This window comes from Stieleria magnilauensis, from assembly GCA_007753675.1.
Classification (GTDB): Bacteria; Planctomycetota; Planctomycetia; order Pirellulales; family Pirellulaceae; genus Stieleria; species Stieleria magnilauensis.
In genome coordinates this window covers 8,691,577-8,715,233 of sequence record CP036432.1, presented here as the reverse complement: position 1 = coordinate 8,715,233, position 23,657 = coordinate 8,691,577, and the positions used below count along the sequence as shown (strand labels likewise).

The following is a 23,657-nucleotide window of genomic DNA, read 5'->3' as shown; positions in this document are numbered from 1 at the left end:
CGATGGATCCCCATTCCAAGGATGCTCGATTGAAGTTGATCAACGCCGACGCGATTGCGATTCGAATCTTTCTTCTCTGCTTCACCAGCCTGACCCTTGCGGCGACGCCGGCCCTCGGCGTGGAAACCGTCACCTTTCGATCGGATAAAACGGATCTGGTCAATGGTGCGCCGATGCCGACACGCACCGTCGTCGGCGAGATCCTGGTCGAGGCCCAGGACGGGGGTTTGATGCTGCAAAGTGACGATGGCCGGATCTGGATGATCCAGCCCGATCAAATCATTCAACGCGATTCCGACGACGAACCGCTGCAACCGCTCACCGCCGACCAGATGGCCGAGCGGATGCGACAGGAATTGCCGAGCGGCTTTTCCATCTACCAAACCGCCCACTATGTGATCGCCCACAACACCTCCGATGCCTACGTCAAACAGGTCGGATTGCTGTTCGAGCAACTCTACAAAGGCTTCTACACGTTCTGGAAAAATCAGCGTTGGCGACTTCCCGAGCCGAAGTTCCCGCTTGTCGCCCTGGTGCTGGCCGACCGCAATGACTTTTTGAAACATGCCGGTGCGGAAGTCGGGGACACGGCCCAATTGGTCATCGGGTACTACCATCTGTCCAGCAACCGGATGACGACGTTCAATATGCCTAACCTGGAACGCAACGTCGCAACGATCATTCACGAAGCCACGCACCAGCTGGCCTACAACTGTGGACTGCAGCGACGATTCGCCGACAACCCGATGTGGATCAGCGAAGGGTTGGCGATGTTTTTTGAATCGCCCGATTTCAAAAGTGCCTCGCGTTGGCGCGGGATCGGCCGTGTCAACCAAGTGAATCTGAAACGATGGCGAGACTACTTGCCGGTGCGACCGCCCAACTCGCTGGTCACCTTGCTGTCCGACGACGATCGCTTTCGCAATTCGGAGACCGCCACCGATGCCTACGCCGAAAGCTGGGCGTTGACCTATTTCTTGCTCAAGACGCGGCGGGAAGAGTACGTGGAGTACCTGAGGAAATTGAGCAGCGGAAAACCGATGGCCGAATTGACCGCCCGAGAGCGGATCGAAATGTTCGAAGAAACCTTTGACGCCTCGGTCGCCGAAATCGACAAGTTCCTCGTTACGTACATGCGCCGCGTCCGCTAGCGGCCCGGGGCCCCAAGCCCGCACGCGTTAGCAAGGGTGCACGCCGTGCCGCTCGCTGACGCCGCCCCCCGCGCCCACGCGTCGCGTTTCACACCAGCGCGTCGAATTCGAAACATCGACGAAATCGGCGGGCTGCGACACCGGGCGGAAAACTGCAACAGGCTTCCAGTCTGTCATCCACGGGCGGACGGTGTAACATAAGGGACCCCGAGCGGAAAACGCTCTGACGCAATGCTCCCACTCGGTAGAGAGCGTCGCTCCCCACCCCACTCGCACGCCATGATCTTCCGCGAAACCAGAACTGAAATGAACCTAGCTTCCCTCCGATTGATCCTCTCCCCCGCCGCGCAGCGGCCTGTCGATTTGATCGACATTCCGGAATCAACGCCATCATGCCAGCCCGACGCGTCAGCGAGGAGCGCTGCGTGGCCCCTGGCTAGCGTGTGCGGGCTTCAATCGACCGGCCGGCGTATCGCTGCGATCTGCCTGTCGCTCCTCTGCGTTGCCATGTTCGTCCCCGATGCCGCTGCCCAGAACGGCGCGGCGAAGGCAAAGGCCAAGGCACGCAAAACGCCGGCAAAACGAACGCGGCCCACCAGCGTCGGTCCGGCCATCGGCGGCAACACCGCGACTCCGATCGATCGGATCAAGGCCGCCGAGGGGTTTGAAGTCGAATTGCTGTATTCGGTTCCCGGCGAAGAGCAGGGCTCGTGGGTGAATCTCTGCACCGACGACAAAGGTCGAATTCTGGTCAGCGATCAATTCGGCGGCCTGTATCGCATCACGCCGCCGCCGGCTGGCGAAACCCTGCAAGCGGCGGACGTCGAACAAGTTCCGGCCGACATCCGAGCGGTCAACGGAATGGTCTGGGCCTTCGGAGCCCTGTACGTCGGTGTCAACGACTACGAACAAAAAATCCCCTCCGGTTTGTACCGGGTCAGTGATAGTGACGGCGATGATTCCCTGGACAAGGTTGAACTGCTTCACGAAGTCAAATCCAGAGGCGATCACGGCGTTCATGCAGTGATGCCGACCCCCGACGGAAAAGCGCTGTATCTGGTCACCGGCAACAACACGACTCCGCCGCCGCTAGCAGACAGCTCACCGGTGCGTCAGGTCTGGGGCGAAGACCATCTGTTGCCCAGCATGCCGGACGGACGCGGGCACAACCGCGGCGTGCTCGCCCCCGGCGGCATCATCTACCGTGTCACGCCCGACGGAAAAACCTTCGAAGCCTACGCGTCCGGATTTCGCAACGTGTTCGACGCCGCGGTCAATCGTGACGGCGAGTTGTTCACCTATGACGCCGACATGGAGTACGACTTCAACACGCCGTGGTATCGCCCCACGCGTATTTGTTTGGTGACCAGCGGCGCCGAGTTTGGCTGGCGAAACGGTGCCGGAAAACGCATGCCGTTCTACGCCGACAACCTGCCCGGCGTGCTTGACATCGGCCCCGGGTCTCCGACCGGCATGACGTTCGGCTACGGCGCCAAGTTCCCCGCCAAGTACCAAGACGCACTCTACGCACTCGACTGGAGCTGGGGAAAGCTCTACGCGATCCACTTGGAACCAAGCGGATCGTCCTACACCGCGACCAAAGAAGAGTTCGTCACCGGTGCACCGTTGCCGATCACCGATGCCATCATTTGCCCCCAAGACGGTGCGATGTACTTCACGATCGGCGGGCGACGCGTGCAATCGGGCCTGTACCGCGTGACCTATGTCGGCGATCAGTCGACCGAACCCGTCCAAGCAAAGGCGACGAAAAGCAAAGCTCGCCAGACGCGACACATGCTGGAAGCCTTCCACGGTCAACAAGACCCCCAGGCGATCTCTGTCGCTTGGCCGTACCTTGACGATCAAGACCGCTTCATTCGATTCGCCGCCCGAACCGCGATCGAGCACCAACCAACCGATCAATGGGCCGACAAAGCGTTGAACGAATCGGACGCCGCGAAACAAGTCGAAGCCCTGCTTGCCCTGGCTCGCGTCACCGGCGTCTGCCCCCAACACCGCGACGACTCGACTGCCGCGGTTGACACCGACATGCGAGAGAAATTGCTCGACGCGGTGCTCTCGATCGACGTGGCACGCTTGACCGAAACGCAGCAACTGACGCTTCACCGGGCTACACAGATCATCTTGAATCGATTCGGCCGGCCCGATGATGCCATGATCGATCGCCTGATCGCCAAGTTTGACCCGCTGTTTCCCGCGTCCACTCCGGAATTGAATTGGCTGTTGTGCGAGACGCTTGCCTGGCTGCAATCGCCGACCGTCGCCCAGAAGGCGATCGCGTTGATCCAGGACGCGCCCACGCAAGAAGAACAGATGCAATACGCTCGTTCGATTCGCATGCTGAAAGCCGGCTGGACGCCCGAGTTGCACACCGCGTACTTCGAGTGGTTCCTGAAGGCGGCCAACTACAAAGGCGGTGCCAGTTTCGATCAGTTCATTCAGTTCATTCGCGACGATGCAGTCGCCTCGCTGAGTGAAACGCAAAAAGCCGAGATGGCGGAACTGCTGGCGAGAAAGCCGGTCAAGAAGTCGGCGTTGGAAAACTTGGGCCAAATCTTTGAGGGACGCCCCGAGAAGAAGTGGACGCTGGAAGAGTTGTCGGCAGCCGCCCGCACCGGATTGAAGCAGCGCGACTTTGAAAACGGTCGAAAAATGTTCGCCGCGACGGGGTGTTATGCCTGCCACCGCTTCGGCGACCAAGGCGGCATGACCGGCCCCGACCTGACCTCGGCCGGACGTCGCTATTCGCCGCACGACTTGTTGGACCAGGTGATCCATCCCAGCAAGGTGATCAATGACCAGTTCTCGGCGGTCAAGGTCCTGACCGACGACGGTCGAATCCACGTCGGTGTGGTGGTCAATCTGAACGGCGATTCGATGACGATCAACACCGATCTGACCGATCCCAATGACCGGGTCAACATCGACCGCAAGACGATCGAAGAAATGATGGTTTCCAAGACGTCGGCGATGCCCGAAGGGCTGTTCAACCGAATGACCCAAGACGAGATCCTGGATTTGGTCGCCTACCTGATCAGCGCCGGCGATCCGAAGCACGAGTTCTTCAAGAACTAAGTGCGGTCGTTGTCATCGCTGCGGCCCGGGTGTCACCTGGGCCGCTGCGTCACCTGGGCCGCTGCGTCAGCTGGGTAGCTGCGTCATTTGGGCAGTTGCGACTGAGCGGTGTTTTGTAAATAGCGACGTCGAATGCGTCTCAAATCGCGCGCCGATTCTTCGCGTACCAGGTCTCGAATTGCGCGATTGAAACTTTGTGACATCAATCGCATGCAGAGCAACAGGGCGGCGAAGATCAGAACGGTCGCCAACGGAACCAGTCTCCACAACGTCAGCATCAGCGCCTTGGCGCTGGCTCGGGTTCCACCTTGCATCATGTGGTGTTGCGTGAACTGCGAGGTGACGCTGTTGGGGCCCGCCTTCAAACTTGCCTCCCACGCCGCGGCATCCGGCTCAAATTTCCCCACTGCCTTGGCGATGATATCCAAACGGCCTTCCAGTGAATTGGCGGTAATGTCTGGCAGTATCATAGCCACTCCGATGGGCGGTGGTGGCGGATCGGTGCCGAAGAAAAGCGGCTCAGCACTGTGCTCGCCGCGCGAGACCGGCCAGTGACACCATCGACAAAATTTGCCGCCATCAAAAAACTCTGTTAGGCTTGCCAATTGCCGGAGCGATTGAAATTCCTTGGCGGAGGTGGGTCCGATGACGTTACGCTGCGATCTGTGTGTCTCGCGAACCAGAAATGGTTTTGTGGTCCGTGTCCAGGGAAAGGGGACTGCGACCCACAGTCCGGCGTTTGCGGAGTTCGTCAAGGGATGCCTGGTCGAAGATCCCCATGCGACCGTGACCGTTGACTTGCTGGGGTGTGAATACCTGGACAGCACCTTCCTGGGCTGCTTGCTGAAACTTCAACGGCTGGGCACGGCGAAGCGATTTCATGTCGCCGCCGACGAAGCCGCTCGGACCCGATTGCTGACCGCAACCAGCCTGGATCGCTACCTGACACTGCTTTCCAAAGCCCCCACGTCCACCGGCACGTTTCTGCGGATCGAACCCGGCGAAGTCAGCAAGCAACAGCTCGGCCGACACATGCAGGAGACGCATCAGGCGCTGGGAGACCTACCCAGTGCTTCGGCGTCGGTCTTCAAACGGATCGCCGAACAGCTGGCGCATGACTTGGAACAGCAAGATTCAGACGAGCCGAGCCTGTTCGACACCGCCGTGGTCACGCCGCCGCCGCGAAGGTGATGGCAGCGGGAGAGTGGGAGACAAGGAGAGAGGGAGACAAGGAGAGTCGGGCGGGACGATCGATCGGAAGAGGACCTGCCGAGCCCGGGCTGCCACCCCATCGTCTTGCCCCCATCGTCTTGCCCCCATCGTCTTGCCCCCATCGTCTTGCCCCCATCGTCTTGCCCCCATCGTTTTGCCCCCATCGTTTTGCCCCCATCGTTTTGTCACCCCATCGTTTTGTCACCCCATCATTCTGCCACCCCATCATTCTGCCGCCCCCATCTTGCCGTTCATGACACCACAGCATGGGAGCCACCAGCGGAGCTCTAGACTTCAACCATGACGACACCCCAAGAGCCTCTCAATCCGTACGCTCCCACGCAAGCGACTTCCGACGATTCGTTTGATCCGTTGCCGGCGTTCGGGTCGCCCGAAGCGATGTCGCGGGTGGCCACCGGCCTGAGTCTGGTTTATTGGGGCATCGCCTTGATCATGATCTCGATCATCGGTACCGGCGTGATGGTCCCGCTGTTGATGCGAGGATCGGGGGTGGCCACGATCGGGGTGCTAGCCCTGATGCTGGGCCTGGGCATGATGCTTGGCGTATTCCTCGGATTGGTCGGTCGGATTTGCTGTCTGACGATCCCCGAGGAGAGCCGAGCCAGGGGATTGATTTACGCCGCGGTCGCGTTCGATCTGGCCGCCATCGTGGGTGGGGCGCTGTCCTACATTCTCGTCATACCCTATTGGCCTCAACGCCTGGGGAACCTGCTCTCGTTGATCGCGACGGTACTGTTTGTCCTGTTTCTCAAGCGGGTTTCGGCGTACATCCGACGTCCCGATTTGGAAGGCGACGCGAAATCACTGGTCGTGATGGGGGCCGTCGTGTTTGTTTTAGCGATCGCAGTCGCAGTCGCGGTCGCTTTCATTGGTTCGATCGCGGGACTGGCCGGTGTCGTCGTCTTGGTCATCATGATTCTGATGCTGCTTCGTTACGTCCGTCTCCTTTCCAATTTGCGAAAGGCCATCTTGGGCCGACTCTGAACCGCTCGGTCTCTCGTCGCGCCGCGACGAGCGTTCCTGGTATGATGGTTGGTTCAACGTGTCGCCGGATTCCCCTTCCGCCAGAGACTCTCGATCGTGCGCACTCTTGCATGCCTTCTCGCTGTCTGTTTCGTCGGTCTGCCACTGGTCGGCCAGGAGACGCCACCGCCACGGCAGGTGCCTTGGACCAGTTCCAAGATCCAGGGCAGCCCCGCCCCACCGTTGCCCTACATCACTCAACGCGTCTTCGCCGACGTCCAGCTCGACCACCCGACAGACATCGTCTGGCTGCCGGAGGCCGAGCGGTGGATCGCCACTCAGCTCAAGGGCCAGATCGTCTCCTTCGAAAACGATCCCGAAAACGCAACGGCCGAACTGTGCCTGGACCTGAATGACTGTCACGACCGCCCGATCTCCCAAGGGTTAGCGATACAGTTTCATCACGACCTGGCCGACCAGCCCTGGTGTTTCGTCACCTATTCGTTTCGAGGTGGCGAGAACCCACGTACCATGCTCGTTCGATTCAAGGTGCTCGACCCGACCATCCCCACGATCGATTTGACCAGCCGGGTCGTCTTGGCGCAATGGAGCGGTTCAGGCCACACCGGCGGCTCGATGCAGTTTGGTCCCGATGGCATGTTTTATGTTTCGATCGGTGACGGCCAACCGCCGTATCCGCCCGACGCGAACAACACCGGACAAGACTTAAGCGACCTGGAATCAGCGATCTTGCGAATCGACGTCGACAACCCGACTGCCGACCAACCCTATCGCGTTCCGACGGACAACCCGTTCGTCGGCCGCGACTCGACACGCCCCGAGATTTGGGCCTACGGATTCCGAAACCCTTGGAAGATCGCGTTTGATCCAGACAGCGGCGACCTGTTGGCGGCCGACGTCGGCTGGGAAATGCGTGAAATGATTCACCGCGTCGCCCGTGGTCGGAACCATGGCTGGAGCGTGATGGAGGGCAGCCAGCCGGTCAAGCCGGACGAGCAGCCGGCGATCCCGATTACACCGCCCTTGTTCGAACACACCCACTTGGATTCGCGATCGATCTCGGGCGGCCATTTTTGGCACAGCGACCGATTGCCGGAACTCAAGGGAGCCTACCTCTATGGCGATTGGATGACCGGCAAGGTGTGGGCGTTGAAGTCCCAAGGCGATCGCGTGCTGTGGCAAAAGGAATTGGTTGACACCCCGCTGCAAGTCATTTGTTTCATGCTCGATCCGAGCGGCGAAGTGCTGATCGTCGGCTACGACGGCACCATCCTGCGGTTGCAGCCCAATCCGATCACCGAGGCCAGTCAAACGTTTCCGAAACGACTCAGCGAGACCGGACTGTTCGCCGATGTTGAATCACTCACGCCGGCCGCGGGTGTCGTCGAGTACGAAATCAGTGCGCACCGTTGGGCCGACGGTACCCAGTCCCGACAGTGGATCGCGATCCCCGGCGACGAGCAACTGACGCTGTACGATCGCGACGATTGGCAGACCGGCCAAACGGCAGGCCGATTCCGTTTCCCTCCCGATACCGTCGTTGCCAAAACGGTCACTTACCGCACCGATCCCACTGACCCGGCGACCGAGCGACGCTTGGAAACCCAAGTGCTACACCTGCTCGGCGACGAATGGCAAGCGTACAACTACGTCTGGAACGACCATCAAACCGACGCGGTGCTGCAAGACGACGTCGCGACCGAACGCACGTTGACCATCAAAGACAAAAACGTTCCCGGCGGCAAACGCACCCAAACCTGGCGACACGCCAGCCGCAGCGAATGTCTACTCTGTCACATCTGGGCCGCCGGAACCGTGCACGCCTTCTGGCCAGAACAATTGAACATCGGCTCCCTGCAAGACAACCAGCTGACCCGTTTGACCAAGCTGGGATTGTTTCGTGATCCGGTTCCCGCGAAGCCACCGATCGCGTCACCCCATGACCCATCCCAGCCGATCCAGGACCGGGCACGATCCTACCTGGCACTGAACTGTTCGACTTGTCATCGCAAGCAAGGCGGCGGGACCGCCAACTTCAACTTCGAGGTGACGAAGTCATTGGAGTTCAATAATTACCTTGACGAACCACCGGCCCAAGGCACGTTCGGCATTCCAGACGCTCGCGTCGTCGCACCGGGCGATCCGCACCGCAGCGTGCTGTTGTATCGTGCTCTGAAAACCGGCCGAGGACACATGCCGCAATTCGGATCCAACGTGATCGATGTGCAAGGAGTGACGCTGCTGCGCGACTGGATTGCCTCGATGAAGGGCGGGGACAAGACCGATGACGTCTCCGAAGCGATCGCCGGTTTGACACTGGATGACGACTTCGACCGCAAGCTGGACCAACGGCTGCAGTCGCCCGGAGCAGCGTTGGAATTGTCGCTGGCCTGTGCCCAACTGTCTGCGGCCAACGAACTTCGAAGTGCCATCATTCAGCGGGCAACCCGGAGTGACGATCCCCTGGTACGAGATTTGTTTGAACACTATCTCCCCGAAGACCAGCGTGTCACCCGTTTGGGCGCGACAATCGACGAAGAGACACTGTTGGCGATCGAGGGTTCCGCCGAGCGTGGCAAGCACTTGTTCGAGCAAGCGAAGGACGTGAATTGCCGACTTTGTCATCGCATCGGAGCGATCGGGCTAAACGTCGGCCCCGACTTAAGCGGCATCGGAACCCAAATGACGCCCGGCGAATTGTTGGCCAGCATCGTGCGTCCCTCGGAAAAGATCGATGCCAAGTACCGCGCTCGAAAGGTGTTGACCGGCGACGGCGAGGTGTTCGTCGGGATCGTCACCGAGGAGACAGCGGAACAATTGACGATGACCGATGCGACCGGGAAATCACGCACGCTAGCGGTCGATGAAATCGAGTTGATGGAACCGTCGGCTAAGTCGGTGATGCCCGACCAATTGCTCTCCGGCATGACGCCCCAGCAAGCCGCCGACCTGTTAGCCTATTTGAGATCGCAGCGCAAGATCGGACCGTTGCAACACAAGTCGGCGATCATTCGACGCACCCGCCAACCGGTCGTGATCGATGGACGACGTGACGAAGCCGCCTGGGCATCCGCGCCATCGGTCGGCGAGTTTGTGTTTACCTGGTGGAACGAAGGCGATGGACCGCGGCAACCCACCGACGCCAAACTGTTGTGGGACGATCAGTTCCTCTACGTTTCGTTCCATTGCACCGATAGCGATGTCTTGGCGACGCGGACCGAGCGCGACAGTGACGTGTATCGCGATGATTGCGTGGAGGTGTTCGCATCACCCGAGATCGCTCACCCTGAAAACTACTTCAATCTCGAAATGAACGCGCTCGGAACCCAGCTGGACAATTATCGTCCCCAAGGAAAAAACCCCGACGATGAATGGAACCCAGATGGAATTCGATGCGCGGTCGTCGTCGACGGAACATTAAACGATTCGACCGACACCGACCGTGGCTGGACCTTGGAAGTCGCCATTCCATTCCGATTGTTTCAACACGTCTTACCATCCGGTCGCCCCGAGGTCGGCGACCGCTGGCGGTTGAACCTGAATCGGCTCGAGGGCAACATGGCGGTCAAAAGCCAATGGTCGCAAGGCGACCGCAATTTCCCACGCTTCCACCACCCCGACTACTTCGGCTTTGTCGAATTTGTTGAGTAGAGCGTGGGCGAGGCTTCCGCGTTTGCGATTCGCGATTGTGGATCGCAAGCTGGAAGCGTACGCCACTGCAGATCATCCGTTGGTCGGGATAGCCAGCACGGGACAGGGTGCGTGACGGACGACTTTGTCGGTCGTCGTGCCACGAAAGACATCCAAGAACCCGTGAGCGCCGTCGGTCACCATGGCGATCAGGTTGGCTTTGGTTTTGCTGGCCAGCGCGATGATTTCAGACGCCGGATCGCCCGCCGGGACCACCTTCTGCTCGACTCGCCAGGGACCCTCGGGAATCTTGACGTCGGGCATCGACGTCGAGCCGACGTGGAACAGCGTCAACGTCGCGTTCTCGCTTCCCAGCGCCGAGATCGCGCGCAGCCCGCGTTCGATGGCCTCGCTGGAATGCGGCGTCTGATCGACCGGTACGATGATCCGATCGATGTTGACGGCGCCGGTTTCCAGCGAAACACAACCGTGCCCGCCGGCGGGCACAAACAATGTCGGCACATGCGTCTGATGCGCGATCTTCTCGGCCTTGGAGGGCATCAACCACGATGCCAGACCATCGCGACCGGAAGCGGCCAACACCATGAAGTCGATCGGGCGTTCTTGAAAAAAACCAGTGATCGCGTCGACAACGTCCTTTTGCTCGGCGATGACCTTTTCCACACCGACACCGAGCTTTTCTTGAATGTCGCTGCGTTTGGCGTCCGGTTCGATCAGCCCCCAGCGCTCGAGTGTCTTTCGAACCGCCGGAAAGCGATCCCAGTCTTCATAGGCGTCGTCGCCGACGTGCAACAACGACAACGTCGATTCATTGCTGAGCGCCAGACGCAAGGCGTGTGCAAATGCCAGCTGCGATTGGGCGGAAAAATCAGTCGGATGCAAGATAAAACGGGCGGGGGCACTCACGATCAGCTCGCCGAAAAGAAGAAAAGGGGACAGCCGGTGCGAACACGAATCACCGCAGTTTACTTGCCCCAGATGCGACGTGTGGGGCCAAATTGTCGCTCGGCAGGCGAAGCCCTCACGATGAATGAATCACCACCGGCGGCGAAACCAGGAATTCGCCCAACCGATCGCGATCGAGTTCGCCGCCGCAACCGGCCAACCGGGACGCGGTGACGTTTCCCTTGTCGATTGAAACGCCGACACAGGGCTCGTCCGCCAACAACACCGCCCCGTCCAGATCGGCAAAATCCAACAGCGGTAACAGCTGCGCCGCGCCGCTGATGCCGACCGAGCTTTCGACCATGCAGCCGATCATCGTTTTCAATCCCAGCCGGCGAGCATCCTTCAGCATTTGCAGCGCCGGCGACAGACCGCCGCACTTGCAAAGTTTGACGTTGACGCCGTGATACAGACCACGGCATCGCTGGACGTCATCAAACACCTGGCAGTCTTCGTCGGCAATGATCGGCAACGCCGATTCGCGATGAACCCGCTGCTTGTCCTCACGCGAGGCGTCGATCGGCAGCGGCTGCTCAATGAACTCCACTCCCAGATCCGCCAACGGCTTGGAATTGGCGATCGCCTCGTCTGCCGTCCAACCACAATTTGCATCGACGCGAAACACCGCGTCGGAGTGCCGCCGCAACTCGGTCACGATTTCAATGTCTCGCTTCGTGCCAAGTTTGATTTTGTAAACCCTCCATCCGGGCTCTTCATCCAGTTTTGCGATCATCGTTTCGGGCGTGTCGATCCCGATCGTAAAACTCGAATCCACGACGTCGTTCCATTCCAGTCCCCAATCCTGCCAGGCCGCGATCCCCAGTTTTTTGCCGTGATAATCATGCGCCGCCATGTCCAGCGCCGACAACGCAAACATGTCGCCCGCCGTCTCCTCTCGCATCATCGGCCAAAGATCCGCGGTAGACTCTGAGGCGTACCGATCGAGTGAATCAGGAGCGACCCGATTGAGTGACTCGATCATCGAATCGTAGCTGTGGCGATAGAACGAGTCTTCGGTCACTTCGCCATAGCCGCGGACGCCATCATGCTCCAGCTCCACGATCAAGCTCGATTGTGTCTCGATCGAACTGCGCGCGATCGTGAACGCGTGCTTCAGGGGCAACTTCAATCGATAAACGGTCAGCTTCATCGCCCCAGCACCTCGGCTCGCAATCCGATGCAGGCATCGACCAATTTGTCAGCACCGGTGCGATAGACGTCGCATGTGGGCAACCCAAACGTCGACTCCGCTCGCTCGATTTCCGCCAGCGCCTCTTCGTCGTTCAAATGACGTGTGTTGATCGCGATGCCCACGAACTTGCACGGATGCCGCAAATTTGCTGCAACCAGGTAAGCCTCCATCTGATCTTTCATCGGCGGAATGGGAATGTCATCGAGTCCCTTGACGTGCGTGCGTCCCGCTTCGTAACAAAAAATCAATCCGTCCGGGGCGCTGCCGTGCAACAACCCCAACGTCACCGCGGAAAAGGCCGGATGGGAAATGCTGCCTTGGCCTTCGATCAGCAAAAAATCGTGCTGTTCGTTTTGCCGGGCAAGTTGTTCGGCGGCACCACTGATGAAATCCGCGACGACGCAATCGATCGGCACGCCCTCGCCGGAGATCATGATGCCGGTTTGACCGGTGGCGAGGAATTTGGAATTCAGTTTGCGATCGACCAATCCTCGGTGGATCTCCAACGACGTGACCATTTTTCCCAGGCTACAATCCTGACCGACGGTATGGATGCGGATGCAGCCGGGGCGAAACCGGTGGCAATCCGCCGTCGACTTCAATCGATTGCGACGGACGTCGATCAAGCGGCTCTCGGATCCCGCCGCCGTGTCGATGTACTCCGCGTCCTCGGTCAGAAAATCGTGCAGCCCCGAAACGACGTCGATGCCTCGGCGGAGTGCTTCGAGGATGATCGGACGCCACTCCTCGGGCAGTTTTCCCCCGGGCGGCGCGATGCCGATGTACAAGGCATCCACGTCTAGAATCTCTGACAACCCACTCACCACGGGGATCGGTCCGCCGACCCCCAGCAAGTCCTGTGAGGTTGAACCCGCCGCGGCAGCATCGATGACGGCCGTGACATCTTGCGTGCGATATCGAAGCAGGCTGATCGCGGTCTTGGCCACGAACGGCGTGGAGTAGCCGTCGGTGAGAATCGCGATTCGACGGTGAGCCAACAGGGCTGGTCCCGTCTGTTCGAAATTGGCGGGTTGTTTATTCGTGTCGATGGCCATGGAGCGAATGAAATCGTCGACTTGGAGGGAGGAAAGTAGCCGGTCAAGGACCGTATGGTAACGAATCATCGCGCTGCGACAGATTCGACTCGGCGAAAATCGTTTCACCAAGTGTCCCGAGGTCTGGAAATCAACGCCAACCCCGTCCTGTTGATCACTGCCCTCACAATCTCGCCGTATATTGGTGGTCGAACGATCTCACGGTCCCACCACGACACTTTTTCTCTCACCTCTCGACGAGCAATCGATGAATCGTCATTTTACTTTCGCTACCGTCTTGTCTTTGACATGTTGTTTCTGCGACTCCGGCGGGGCTCAAGCACCTCAACCGCAACAACCAACGCCCCAGCAGCGGCGGCCACGGATCACCTTCGCCGAGGTGTTGCGGCGCGAGGATACGAACCGGGACGGGAAAGTGACGAAGGACGAATTCAAGGCGGCGCCGCGATTGTTCCAGCGTTTGGATCGCAATCGTGATGACGTGCTGACACGCGAGGATTTTCCGATCGCCGATCGCCTGAATGCCAACCGCCCGAACCCTGGCCGCCCGAATGCCGGTCGTCTGAATGCACCGGACGATGTCACCGTCGAACGGGACGTCGTCTTCGGTACCGGCGGCGGACGCGATTTGACGATGCATCTCGTGCTGCCGAAAGAACCGTCCGAGCGTCCGATGCCGGTCTATGTCTGGATCCACGGCGGAGGGTGGAGAAGCGGCACGAAAGACGGAGGCGTCGGCCAGGTCACGCCACTGGTCCGCAGCGGGTTCGTCGGAGCCACGATCGAATACCGGTTGACCGGCGAGGCCGCGTTCCCGGCTCAGATCGAAGATTGCAAGTGCGCGATACGATTCCTGCGTGCCCACGCGACAAAGTACAACCTCGACGTTGATCGCATCGCGGTCGGCGGCAGTTCAGCCGGTGGCCATCTGGTCGCCCTGCTCGGCACCTCCGGCGGGGTCAAAGCACTCGAAGGCAGCGGCGGCTGGCCCGATCAATCCAGCCGCGTGCAGGCGGTCGTGGACCTTTACGGCCCCACCGACTTCAATACCTTTGTCACCACACCCGGATACGAGGCGCACAACCGCGACGGTTCGCCGGAATCAAGACTGCTCGGCGGCGGCGAAGTGCTGAAAAAACCAGACGGAATCAAGCAAGTCAACCCGATCACCTACGTCGACAAAGACGACCCGCCGTTCCTGATCATCCACGGCAGCGACGACCGTACGGTACCGCCCAACCAAAGCGAATTGCTGCACCAAGCATTGCAAGCGGCAAAGGTCCAAAGCACGCTGCACGTCATTGAGGGTGCCGGACACGGCGGTCCCCAGTTCGCCCAACCCGAAATCCGCAAAATGCAAGTCGACTTCTTGCTCAAGACGTTCAAGGTGGCAAGTCCAGAGTGATTGATTCGGGGCAGAATGATGGCGACGACGACCTTGCTCGTCGCTGCCCCAATCACTCCACACACCCAATTTTTTTTACCGTTCGATTTTTTTACCGTTCCATTTTTTGACCACTCCATTTTTTGACCACTCCATTTTTTGACCACTCCATTTTTTGACCACTCCATTTTTTGACCAACCCATTTTTTGACCACCCATTTTTTGACCACCCATTTTCTGACCAACCCATCCGCCTCCACCAAAGCCTCATTGCCCCCAACCTCACACTGACAGCAGTCGCGCCGCAGCATCACCTCAGCTCCAATTCTCATCGGCGACGAATCCCCGGTAGCGACGCAGGATCCGTTCACGGTGGATGTTGAAAAAGATCATGGCCAACAACACGAGCATGCCAAAGCCGATCAGGATCACGGCCCGGATGACGCCTCCTTCGCGGTGAAATTGCAGCCCGAGTTGGCCCAGAACGTTGATCACCAAAAACGCGATCCCGATCGAAACGAAGGGCCGAATCCGCAACGAAATCCCTGTCGCGATCCCGATCAGGCTGAGCATCAGGACGACGATGAACTGCGTCAGTCCCGCATCCTCCTGAAAGAACACTTCGAAGGTCGAAACGGCCAAGATGGCGCCCGCGGCGGCTGAACGAATTCCACTGAGCGCTCGCGGCTTCAAGTCCTTGCGATGCAACTGGGCAAAGATCAACACCGTGACGGCGGCCGGAATCACATAGACCTGTGCCAGCCCGGTCCATTGCTTGGCCTCCGGAATCCAAAGATAGATCGCCAAGTTGAACAGGGCAGCGGCAACGTAGACCGTCCATCGAGCGTGCGTGCGATGCGAAACCACCAGGTAGAACGAGCCGGCCGCCAGAGACGTGAATGCGGCTACCGCCTTCTGATCCAGTGGCGTCACCAGCATCAAGACGACCGGCGAAAGCAGCGCCATGTGATAGGTCGGATTCAAGAACACGCCAGCCCGCGGATTCTGCGAGCGGCCGATCAGAATATTGGCCCCGTACAGCAGAAAGCTGTATCCGACGACGGAAAACGCCCCGAGGGTGCTGCGTTCAAACGCGATTCCCAACAGCGAGGTGCACAGGTAAATCAACGATGCGAAAATCGCCGCAACCGACAAGTAGACCAGCAACTCGCGTCCCGATTCCCAAGCCATCCACAACCAACTGGCCGCAACCAAAGCCATCGCGATGGCGAATACCGGCGAGGGGTTCAACATCGTCATCGATGCCGCGGTGATCACGACTGCGACCGACGCGATCACATGGGAAAGCGTGATCAACGAGCGGCTGACACCTCGTGTATAGTCGTCCACAGAGGCATCGGACGCCCCGGCGTTGGAATTCGCGTGACACCGGAATCCGAACTCGATCGCGACGTAGCCCAATGCAAATCCCGCGGTCGCCAATGCGGCAAAGTCGCGCGACAACATCGGATCCCCATAAAGGACGACGGTCGCCACCAGGCCAATCGGCAACAGGATCGCCGACGCGATGGTTGCGTAGACGTTTCGCCAACTCACGCCCGTCAACAGGCAACTGATCGACGCCAGCAGCAACGTGACCGTCAAGTTCGGAAAGTCTGGACGAACGATCCGGAAGATCGGAAACGTGATTGCGACGGCCAAACTGGTCATGCCCATCGCCCAGCCGACCAACGCGCGCCCCATCGCCGCCTCTTCGGTCGCGGTGATCGGCAATCGGAGTATCGATAACATGCGTTTTCCGACGCTGCGATTCAGCGGAACCGCGATCATCCCCCAAACCAACCCCATCACGGACAACGCGACATCCGGGGTGACGTCCCAGCCACGTTTCAGACAGGCTCCGAAAAAGCTGATCACCGTACTTGCAATCAACAAGTGCACCAGCGCGGGATGAGGTCGCAGGTAGATGACGTGGAAGAATAACGCAACGCACAGACCGCCGCCCAACAACCAATTCCAGTTGGGGTCGGGTTCCGCCACGCCCGAACGAATCAGCAGCAAACTGACCGACTGCACGAGCAAACATCCCGACGCGACCACCAACGGCCAGCGATAGAACGAGCGTTCGCAGCAGGCATCCGAGAGCCCCAACCAAGACTGGACACGCTGTGATCCGAACTTGACCAAGCGAGCCATGACGACCAAACCATTCATCGCGATCAACGCGATGAACATCAACGAGGCGGCCGACCACCCCATCGCGTCGTTGACCAGCAACAACGGGCCGGTGCTTCCCAGCACCACCGCCACGTCTAACCAGATCACCTTGCGTGATGCCCGAACGGTCAGCAAACTCACTACCGCGGCCAACGTCAACGTCAACGCGATCGGGCCCAGTGCCAGACGCTGCACCCATGGGGCAAAACTGGTGATCAGCACCGGTCCCGTGTCGTAACCGGCCGTTCCGATCGCAATCAAGATTGCCGCCAGCGATGCCGCCATGGCAAGTCCCACTGCAAAGTTGGACAGCGGTCTCGCAAACGTCACGATACCGGCCGCTCGATGCGGTTTCGTCACGCTCTCGATTCGCCCCCACTCCATCGTCAACAAACCGGCCCCCGACAGGAACAAGGCGGTCAGTGCCGCCGCCGGACCGATCGACAGCACACCGGCGTTTGTAGAAGCAACCACCAACACACACACCGTGACCGCCAGACACGCCAGGTAGACCAGCAGACGCCCAAGCGAAAACCGATGCAAGACATTCATCGAGCGGGCACCGAGCAATAACGTCAACGTGCCGATGCCGCTGGCGACCAACATCGGCACCAGCGAAGCCGTCGGCGAATCAACCTTCCACGCGTAAAGGCTTTGAGCGATTGCGATGATCGCCAGCACCGCCGACGACCGGATCAGGGGCCGTTCGTAAATTCGAACCAACGGAGAATCAGAAGCGTTGTTCCTCGGATGCTCCGATGTAGCCCCGCCCAACCGCTCGCAACCATAACCGACCACCCAGAAAACGATCGCGATCAGCGACCAGGTGACGCCCACTCGCGGATCCGTTCCTCCGCCTCCCGGGAACCACGGAAATATACTCACCACAGCGAGAGCGGCGGCGAGGTAGGTCAACAACGCGTTGTCATAGAGTTTCGCGGCGATCGCACAGACCATCCCAGCGACGATCAACGTGACAAACCCCGGCATCGCCCATCCAGCCCAGGTGCCCTGCCACACGATCTGGACCAAAACGATCGTGACACCAATCTGAGCAAACAGAACGGCAGCGTGGCAAAGCGGCTGGAACCACAACGATGACCACGAATCGCCTTGAAGCGGCAGCCGCAACGTCGTCCAGATGCTGGGCGGCAGGCGACGCCCGCCGGTGGATTCTGATCCATCGACGCCCTTTCGATGGCTCACCGCTCGATCGCTGGCCACGGCGATCGTGATCAGGACCAAACCGAGCAACGAATTTGCCGCGGCGACCATGGCCGCGTCCGGTCCCCAACCGCCTACGTCCCAACGCCCTGGGGCAAACAGGACCAGATGGACCACCATCAATCCGAGTGACGCCAGCGACAGATAGCTGCCAAACTGTGTCCGATAGGTGCCGCCCGACAAGGCAAACACGACCACCAGGATGCCGCATGAGAGAGCCAGCGGCAACGACAGTTCATTTCCGGCCAGCCCCAGCATCACAGCACCGAGCAGAACCAACACACCGATTGTCGCAACAAGGTGTTGCAGCAATCCACTGTAAAGTTCCCGAGACTGCCGCCTCGACGAGTCCTCAGCGTCTCCGTCGGCCGAAACCGCCAGGTGCATCGAAACCACCGCCGCCAAGCACCAACCGGCCAACAGTAAACTCGCGGCAAGGACGAGGTGCCATGCCATTGCAATGCGATCGGTCAGCATCGCGAGCGTGGTGAAGTGAGTGGTCAAGTGAACGCCGACACCGAACGTCAGAACGGCAGCCACATAAAGCAATCGTCGTTCAATCGCATCGCATCGCATCCTGCCACCGGCACGCCCAGATGAAGTGGCGGCTTGATCCAGCACCGCGAGCATGCCGAATCCGTAAGTGAAGGTGGCGATCAACCAAACCAACGATGCCAGAAAAATCGGTTGAACGGCCATCCAGATCGGCATTTGCCCCCAATGCATCGCCAGCGGGACGAGCGTGGCCGCTGCCACGACGGTCGACGTTTGCGCCAGCGGCTTGGTCCACAACGTTCGGTCTCGCGAAACCAACGGCAACGGCGGATGTTCCCAGCATCGGATCAATCGCCACGCCATACCACCGCTTCGCCCCTCGCCTTCACCGTCCGCCCCGGTACCTTCCGCCGGCAGCCAGCACCACGAAGCGATACCAAAGACTGACGCCATCAACGCCATCGCAAGCGTTTGGTCGGCCAAGTGTTCCGACGGACCGACCCACAGCGCGACTCCGGCCAGCACCGCAATCAATACCGAACCCAAGGCCGCATACGTTTGCAAACGCGACTGGTAGATGATTCCGGAAATCCCAAATGCAACTGTCAGAACCACCGCCGTCAAAGAATGCAGAGGCGCTGACGCCGCAAACGATGCCGAATCGAAAAAGCACATGCCGGACAGGCCGATCAAACACGATGCGGCCAGCAGCAGCGCCAGATGCTGCAAGATTCCGCTATAGAATTCGCGGTTGGCACGTAGATCGGATTCACGGGAGGGGTCAACGCGTGAAAGCCGCCGATTGATTGCCCAGGTCACCGTGATTGCGATCAAGCAACTCGACAACGCAATGACGGATCCGACCAACAAGTGAACGCCGTTTCCATCGTCGCCTAGCCAACCTTCGTTCAACCCGACTTGGGCTGCCGAATGGATGGCCGCAAACGCCAGCACAACGCTAGCGACGTAGATGGCGCCAACGCGATAGGCACGGGTGCTCAACAGAAACGTGACGCTTGCCAGGGCGAAGGTCATCGGCGCCGGCCGGATCCAAAGATGACTCAACGACCATGTCGCATCGCTGTGCATCGATGCGAGCACGGCAATCGGACTGCACAGCAACGCATAGGTCGCCAAGGGACGGATCCACAGCCCCAACCCTTCCGCCGGCAGCGCCGGCAGAGCGATCATCCACGACGCCGACGACTGTTCGGATCGCCCCGCATCCGACAAGCGTTTGAACCCAAAACAGGACACCAGGGCGGCGAGAAGACTGAGACCGGCGAGGATCGTCGACGTTTGGACCGTCATCCACGTAGTCGATTCCATCCCGCTGAACACGGCCAGTGTCAGCGCGGTCAACGAACAATACGATGCCAATTGCGTCCGGTAGACCGACGCCGCCAGTGCAAACAGAATCGCCACCAGCGAAGCCGAACCCATCGTCCACAACGGCAGGTCGGTACTCAGCCAGACACCCCAGTTGCCCGCCAGTGGGACGACAGCAACGATCGCCGTGACGTGAAACAACCAACCGCTGTAGTACGCCCGATTGGCGACGACCGACGACTCTTTCTCTTCCGCACAACGCCGCAGCCATGCCGTGCACCACCAGGCACAGCCACCGGCGACGAGCCATCCGAGCAACGAGACGGCCGACAGAATCGTCATCTGACCAGCAACGACCTCATCGGCCGCCCAGTCCGTGAACCAGTATCGCTGGGCAACTGCACCCACGGCGAAGTAGGTGGCCAGAATACCCGTGACGTAGAGCCATGGCTCGCGATAGTTGCGTGTCAGCAACACCAGCACCAAAGCAGCGATCGCGGCCCCCCACAACACACTGCCGGAAAAATCAGCTTGCACGACATGCACGATCGAAATTGCAAGCCCCAGCAACGCCAACGGAATCCCACCGAGCGAGAGGGGACGCGACAGCAGCCCCGGCAATTCATCGGCCAAGGGAAGCCCGACACGGTCGAACCAGCGGACTCGGTCGCCGACCGACAGGCGTCGACCTGCTGCAAATGTGTGATCAAGCCACGTGGCGGCGATCGCTGCCAACAGCCCCAGCCCCGCACTCCACACCGGGATCAACGTGACCGCTGCGATCATCAGGAAGTACATCGGCAGTTGCGATCGATACTGCAACGCGCACGCGATGCAGCCCAACATCGATCCCGCCAACGCGATCCCGTCTAACATTCCGACGGCATGAAAGTGGTACGGATTGGCGCCGAAGATGTGGCGTGAGAACACCAGTCCGATGACGCACACCGACGCCAGCATCGAAACGTCGACCAGCGGTGTCCGCCAACAGAGTTTCAGCCCCCGTCGCTCGCCCGCCCAGGCCATTAGTCCCGCGACCGAACCGATACCCGCCAGCACCACCGTCGCAACGGGGCCGCCGGCAGGTGCGACACCGAAGAACGCGGCAAGCCCCGCCAGGCCGCCGGCCAGATAGATCAGCGTCGGTTGTCGCCGGACAAACGAAGTCAGCAAAAAGAAAACGCAGTACACGGCAAATGTGACACCGAGCCAAACCGGCGCGACGGCTGGAGTGTAGAAATGCGTCCAAAAGGTGACACCGAACAGCGCCGCTGCCAAACCCCATTGCACGATCCGAAATGGCGTGGCAAATCGAAGCGATTCGAGCATCGTGTCGAGTGATCGCTCACCTGCAATGGACCGTCGTTCGTCGGACTCCCGCTTGCGCTGATCCCAATGGCTAAAGTAGTGATCCAGCAGCGTGATTCCGGCAAACAGCGGCAGCGACGCCAGCCCCCAGCTTTCCGGCCCGAATGCCTGCAGCACCCACTGGGTGACCAGCACATGGTATTCGGCAATGATCGCCAGCAGCAGCAAGAACAACGGCGGAATCGATTCGTAACGCCAAACCAGCCATCCATACAAACCGATCGAGATCAACAACGCCTCCGCCGCACTCACGCTCTGTATCCACGGTGAATCCACGGCCATCGAACTGAGCCGATGGAACGCGTCGGCAACAATCGGAACGGTGGAAACCGAAACACCCAGAAACGAAATCGCGTAACCGACGAACGTGAATCGGCTGAAGCGACGCGGTTCGTTGTGCAATGATTTCAGTCGGTTGTCTGTGTCGAACAACATCACGGCCAACAGAACAAGCAGCGGCCCGTAGTGAGCCGACGTGATCAGGCCGTGCCCGTGTCCCGCCCAAGACGGCGTGCCGCCGACCGCAACGTGCAAGAACGTCAACGTCACCACCGTCGCGTAGGCCAGGGTGCCAAAGATGAAGAACGTCGTTGTCCTTCGCCGCAGAAAGACCCGTTTGATGAAGTCGCGATTGAATCGGTACACCCCGTAACCCAGAATCGCCATCGCCAGGTACTGAGTCATCGCCAACCCGATCGCTCCGGCCAACGGATTCGACGCAGCGAGAAAACGCAAACCCGGTGCCAGTAACATCACACAACAGATACCGATCAAGACCCGCGAGTAGGTCCGATAAAACGGACGGGCGAACAAACCCGACGTGATCATCGACACGCCATAGAAGGCTGCCGCGGAAACAACACCGAACACGAGCCCGATGACAATGGCCAGTGGATTCATCATTTACCTCATGCCGGCTTGGACGATGACATCGCCGGTCGCACCGGGCACCAACGTCGTTAAGACCGCAGCCGCGAACACCAAGGGAATCAACAATGCAACAATCACCAGCAACACATTGCTGGAACTTTCCAGTTGCGGGTACTTCAATCGCATGAAGTACGCCATCGCGAAAAACATGCCGGTGGTCGTGGCCAGTGACAGGTAAACCAAAGAGTGCATCAGCACTTGGTTCTGTTCGATGTTGCCCCAGAACGATACGATCAAGACCACAAAACCGGCAATCACTAGAAACGCACCGACGAACCAGCCGACGTTGTCCAGCAGAAACGGCTTGAGTACCGCGGACCATTGCGACGCCGAATCGATCAACCGCTGCGTCGCACTGGGGACCTCCTCGTCCTCCACCGCAAAGCTCCGCGCGGCCGGCGTCGGACGTTGGGACGGCATCGGATTCCACATCGGATCGGTCGGCTGCACAGCGGGCGGTTCCTCGCCCGCCGATGGCAACTCTGGAGCGGTGTCGGGGACGGCAACCTGCTGGTCAACCGGCGGCTGTTGCACCTGTTCCGCTGCGACCTGATTCGCTGGGACTTGATTCGCTTCGACACGATCCGCTGCGACCTGATCGAGCGACTCCGTCGGGCCGACAGTGGATTCAACCGACTCGGCCGCCCGCCGGGTCTGGACTGCGGCCAATGCCTGTTGTACGGCTTCGCTATTGGGGCGCAACTCGCGTGCCCGAGAAAGTTGTTGTTGCGCCTCGTCGACTTGCCCTCGTCGCAGACACGCTCGTGCGGAAGCGACCAGTCGGTCGACTTCGCGTTCGGTTCGCTCCTCCACCTCCCGGGCCTGGATCTCCCGCGACATCGATTCGGTTGGGACGATGCCGGGATGCTGCCGGTCCAACGACCGCAACGACTCGATCGCCTGCTCATAGCGTCCCGCTTGCGCCGCGGCCCTTGCGCCGCGAACCAGATTGTCAATCGCGATCGTCTCTGACCGCTCCGCGTTTCGATGTTCGAGTTCGCCCAGTTGCTTTCGATAGAACGCATGGATCGTCGCGGCCTGATCGCCTGGCACTTCGCATGACCGAGCAAGCTGCTCCAGATCGGCTAAGACTCGTCGATAAAGTTGCTTCCGTTCGGACTCTTTCTTGATGACGTCCGCGGGCGCCGGTTCGAATGCGGGATGCGGCAAGGGTGCGTGGCAGCCGTCGCACCAGAGACGAAAGAAGGAGGTCGGATGGCCGCACGCGGGGCAACGACAATCGGATGCATTCATGGAACGGCAAGCTCATGTTAGGAAACGAATGCACGTGCAGCTATTTGTTAGCGGTAGGGCGCAAGCCCTACGGTCCCTCAACGCGTTTCCCACGCCAACACCGGACGCCTCGCGCCGTTCCGCGAACACCTGCTGCTATTTGTTAGCGGTAGGGCGCAAGCCCTCCGGTCCCTCACCGCGTTTGCAAC

At 59.8% G+C, this 23,657-nt stretch carries 13 protein-coding genes; 6 read left to right on the top strand and 7 right to left on the bottom strand.

Features of this window, described 5'->3' with window-relative positions; genetic code table 11:
- The first annotated feature begins 2 nt into the window (after positions 1–2).
- Positions 3–1,151 carry a DUF1570 domain-containing protein gene (locus TBK1r_RS31320; protein ID WP_145219288.1) on the top strand — a complete coding sequence of 383 codons (1,149 nt, stop codon included), beginning with the start codon at positions 3–5 and terminating at the stop codon, positions 1,149–1,151.
- 306 nt (positions 1,152–1,457) lie between these two features.
- Complete coding sequence (locus tag TBK1r_RS31315; protein WP_419580580.1) at positions 1,458–4,247, top strand: c-type cytochrome; 2,790 nt, start codon at positions 1,458–1,460, stop codon at positions 4,245–4,247.
- Between the two features lie 83 nt (positions 4,248–4,330).
- Here TBK1r_RS31315 and TBK1r_RS31310 read toward each other — a convergent pair whose 3' ends face one another.
- Entirely contained in the window at positions 4,331–4,717 is a 387-nt protein-coding gene (locus TBK1r_RS31310; protein ID WP_145219284.1) for a hypothetical protein, read from the bottom strand.
- Between the two features lie 175 nt (positions 4,718–4,892).
- Between TBK1r_RS31310 and TBK1r_RS31305 the strand changes: the two genes are divergently transcribed.
- From TBK1r_RS31305 to TBK1r_RS31295, 3 genes are all read left to right on the top strand, one after another.
- Positions 4,893–5,438, top strand: a complete 546-nt coding sequence (locus tag TBK1r_RS31305; protein ID WP_145219282.1) for an STAS domain-containing protein — start codon at positions 4,893–4,895, stop codon at positions 5,436–5,438.
- A 321-nt stretch (positions 5,439–5,759) separates the two neighbouring features.
- Entirely contained in the window at positions 5,760–6,464 is a 705-nt protein-coding gene (locus TBK1r_RS31300) for a hypothetical protein (protein WP_145219280.1), read from the top strand.
- A gap of 96 nt (positions 6,465–6,560) precedes the next feature.
- Entirely contained in the window at positions 6,561–10,115 is a 3,555-nt protein-coding gene (locus tag TBK1r_RS31295; protein ID WP_419580579.1) for a carbohydrate-binding family 9-like protein, read from the top strand.
- A gap of 72 nt (positions 10,116–10,187) precedes the next feature.
- Here TBK1r_RS31295 and TBK1r_RS31290 read toward each other — a convergent pair whose 3' ends face one another.
- From TBK1r_RS31290 to TBK1r_RS31280, 3 genes are all read right to left on the bottom strand, one after another.
- Positions 10,188–11,021: a universal stress protein gene (locus TBK1r_RS31290; RefSeq protein WP_145219276.1), complete on the bottom strand. Its 834-nt coding sequence runs from the start codon at positions 11,019–11,021 to the stop codon at positions 10,188–10,190.
- Positions 11,022–11,136: 115 nt separating this feature from the next.
- A complete protein-coding gene (locus tag TBK1r_RS31285; protein ID WP_145219274.1) occupies positions 11,137–12,210 on the bottom strand; it encodes a dipeptide epimerase in 1,074 nt (357 codons plus the stop codon).
- Positions 12,207–13,415, bottom strand: coding sequence for an N-acetyltransferase DgcN family protein (locus TBK1r_RS31280; protein ID WP_419580578.1), 1,209 nt, complete (start codon positions 13,413–13,415; stop codon positions 12,207–12,209). Before TBK1r_RS31280 ends, TBK1r_RS31285 begins: the two co-directional genes overlap by 4 nt.
- Before the next feature lie 307 nt (positions 13,416–13,722).
- Between TBK1r_RS31280 and TBK1r_RS31275 the strand changes: the two genes are divergently transcribed.
- Positions 13,723–14,712: an alpha/beta fold hydrolase gene (locus TBK1r_RS31275; RefSeq protein WP_419580577.1), complete on the top strand. Its 990-nt coding sequence runs from the start codon at positions 13,723–13,725 to the stop codon at positions 14,710–14,712.
- 75 nt (positions 14,713–14,787) lie between these two features.
- On the opposite strand, the gene TBK1r_RS39260 is transcribed toward TBK1r_RS31275, so the two are convergent.
- The 3 genes from TBK1r_RS39260 to TBK1r_RS31265 form a co-directional block, all read right to left on the bottom strand.
- Positions 14,788–14,925: a hypothetical protein gene (locus TBK1r_RS39260; protein WP_419580576.1), complete on the bottom strand. Its 138-nt coding sequence runs from the start codon at positions 14,923–14,925 to the stop codon at positions 14,788–14,790.
- An 81-nt stretch (positions 14,926–15,006) separates the two neighbouring features.
- Positions 15,007–22,188 carry a hypothetical protein gene (locus TBK1r_RS31270; RefSeq protein WP_145219254.1) on the bottom strand — a complete coding sequence of 2,394 codons (7,182 nt, stop codon included), beginning with the start codon at positions 22,186–22,188 and terminating at the stop codon, positions 15,007–15,009.
- Positions 22,189–23,469, bottom strand: coding sequence for a tetratricopeptide repeat protein (locus tag TBK1r_RS31265; RefSeq protein ID WP_145219252.1), 1,281 nt, complete (start codon positions 23,467–23,469; stop codon positions 22,189–22,191). It abuts the gene before it with no gap.
- Between the last annotated feature and the right edge of the window lie 188 nt (positions 23,470–23,657).